This window comes from Dethiosulfatibacter sp., assembly GCF_983023055.1.
Genome location: NZ_CEZJXU010000432.1, coordinates 1 through 2208, shown reverse-complemented (window position 1 = coordinate 2208; position 2208 = coordinate 1). Strand labels below are relative to the sequence as shown.

The following is a 2208-nucleotide window of genomic DNA, read 5'->3' as shown; positions in this document are numbered from 1 at the left end:
GTACTAGGGCCTTCAATAACTACAAGCTTTATATCACTTAAAGGAATCAAAGCGGCAGATATAATATCAATCCAAAAATTATACTTTGAATGAAACGGTAATTCTATCCATGAACTATAAAAATCTGTATACGGCCCATTATATATTCTATATGAGTATTGCTCTTGCCATCCTCCCAAAGACAATATTTTGATGACTGGTGTATATGAAACTCCTTCCATGTTCTTATTTTGAGAAAATTCGATTTCTTGTGATTCTAAGTCTGAAACATAATCTATAAATTCAATAACATTTAAATCTTTACAGATAAAAAATCCATCTGTCTGCCACACCTTTTCATATTCATTGTAATAGATTTGACTAGGAGCCTGTCGGACTTTAATCACCCAAAAAGAGTATACATTTTATAGAAAAAAACGCATAATATAAGAAAAACAAGGTAAGAAAGCATAATGAGTGCAAAATATATCAATATTGACAGAGAAACCCCCATGTTGTTTTCCCCGGATTTAAGAGATTGGATTCCGAAAAATAGTATCGTCCATTTTATTATTGAAACAGTAAACATGTTAGATACAGAACGATTTTCAATAAATCATCGAGGAAGTGGAAGTCCCCAGTATCCTCCAAACATGATGTTATCTCTATTAATTTATTCCTATTTGACTGGACGATTTTCTTCACGTGAAATAGAATTGGCATCACACTTTGATGTAGGAGTTCGATATATCTGTGGAGGAGACAAACACCCTGATCATGATACCATCTGTTCTTTTCGGAAAAAGAATGGAGTAGCTTTTAAAGAGGCATTCCTAAAAGTATTAATGGTGGCACAGGAAATGGGACATTTAAAAAAGGTAGGCAGTGTAAGTATAGACGGCACAAAAATAAAAGCAAATGCCAGTAAACATTCTGCTGTTAGTTACAAACGAGCCGGAGAGATGATAGAGCAACTGGAATCTGAAATATCTGAACTTATGCGAAAAGCTGAGGAAGCTGACAATACACCACTGGAGGATGGGTTGACAATTCCCGATGAAATAGCCCGACGTGAAGACAGAAAGGAAAAACTAAAAGAAGCTCGTGAAATAATCGAAGAACGCTATGAGATAATAAAAAAACAAAAACAATCAGAATACGAGGAAAAGTTAGAAGAACGTGAGGAAAAAAGGAGAAGTGGTAAAAACCTAAGAGGAAGAAAGCCTGATCCTCCAAGTGAAGAGCCGCCTGATAAAATGCAGTATAATTTCACCGATAAAGAGAGTGGCATAATGAAAGCCGGAAACGGAAAACATTTTGAACAATGCTACAATGCTCAGGCTACAGTGGATACTGAAGGCAGCATGATGATTCTGGGGAGTTATGTGACAAATCACGCTAATGATAAACTAGAGCTTGCACCGGCATTGAAAAGTGTCAAAAATGCTATTCGGCAAATTAGTAATGCCTCTGCTGACACCGGATACTTTTCCAAAACTGCGATACTGGATATTGAGGAAGAGAAGGGTGGCCCAATGATATACTGTGCAGTAGAAAAACAAAACCATCGTAGAACGGTATCAGACTTATTGAAAAAAGACGACCCTCCTGAACCAGAAGAAGATGCTACAGTCAAAGAAATGATGTTATATCGTTTGAAAACAAAAAACGGTAAAGAGATATACAAAAAGCGAAAGGAAACAGTGGAACCTGTTTTTGGAATAGTAAAGTCAGTGCTTGGATTCCGTCATTTTATGCTCAGAGGACTTGAAAAGGTTAATCTGGAATGGGATCTTGTAACTCTTGCTTACAATGTAAAGCGATTGCACAAGCTCTCAGAAGAGAAGAAAAAAACTGTGGTACATTAAATCAAGGTAAGCGTGCATTAATGATTTATTCACCCTCAAATAAGGGTTAAAACTCCAAGTTTGAGGGTGATGAATAAAAATATTTGGAATTATGTGAAATCAGCCAGACAGGCTCCTAGGGGAATTGATCAATTGTTTTAAGATTCTTAACACCAGTGAATTCATCAAATTCAGCAGAAGAATCAAACTGTTCTTTTTCAACATCATAAATAAATGTTGTTAAATCAGCAACTCTTTTAGCTTCATCAGCAGAGTTAAAGGCTAGTATACGAAGCACTTTTCCGGTTATAGTTGCCATTATTGAAGCACCTGCATTTGAAGTGATGATGATATATTATTTAAGTTTAAGCCGGAAAATAAT

Annotated in this window: 3 protein-coding genes and 1 pseudogene; 2 read left to right on the top strand and 2 right to left on the bottom strand. The window is 35.9% G+C overall.

From position 1 onward, the window contains the following. A partial coding sequence (locus AC3AX0_RS12050; protein WP_487550524.1) for a hypothetical protein occupies nucleotides 1-332 on the bottom strand: 332 nt, incomplete at its 3' end. 120 nt (nucleotides 333-452) lie between these two features. Here AC3AX0_RS12050 and AC3AX0_RS12045 point away from each other — a divergent pair. Together AC3AX0_RS12045 and AC3AX0_RS12040 are read left to right on the top strand one after the other, a co-directional pair. Beyond that, nucleotides 453-773: pseudogene (locus AC3AX0_RS12045) on the top strand (transposase); the annotation flags it as partial. Nucleotides 774-824: 51 nt separating this feature from the next. Next, nucleotides 825-1847, top strand: coding sequence for a transposase (locus tag AC3AX0_RS12040; RefSeq protein ID WP_487550525.1), 1023 nt, complete (start codon nucleotides 825-827; stop codon nucleotides 1845-1847). Nucleotides 1848-1962: 115 nt separating this feature from the next. Here AC3AX0_RS12040 and AC3AX0_RS12035 read toward each other — a convergent pair whose 3' ends face one another. Then, nucleotides 1963-2145: a hypothetical protein gene (locus AC3AX0_RS12035; RefSeq protein ID WP_487550523.1), complete on the bottom strand. Its 183-nt coding sequence runs from the start codon at nucleotides 2143-2145 to the stop codon at nucleotides 1963-1965. Between the last annotated feature and the right edge of the window lie 63 nt (nucleotides 2146-2208).

Coding starts and splice junctions, on each gene's coding strand:
- AC3AX0_RS12035 (WP_487550523.1), bottom strand. CDS start 2,145: ATGGCAACTATAACCGGAAAAGTGCTTCGTATACTAGCCTTTAACTCT.
- AC3AX0_RS12040 (WP_487550525.1), top strand. CDS start 825: ATGGTGGCACAGGAAATGGGACATTTAAAAAAGGTAGGCAGTGTAAGT.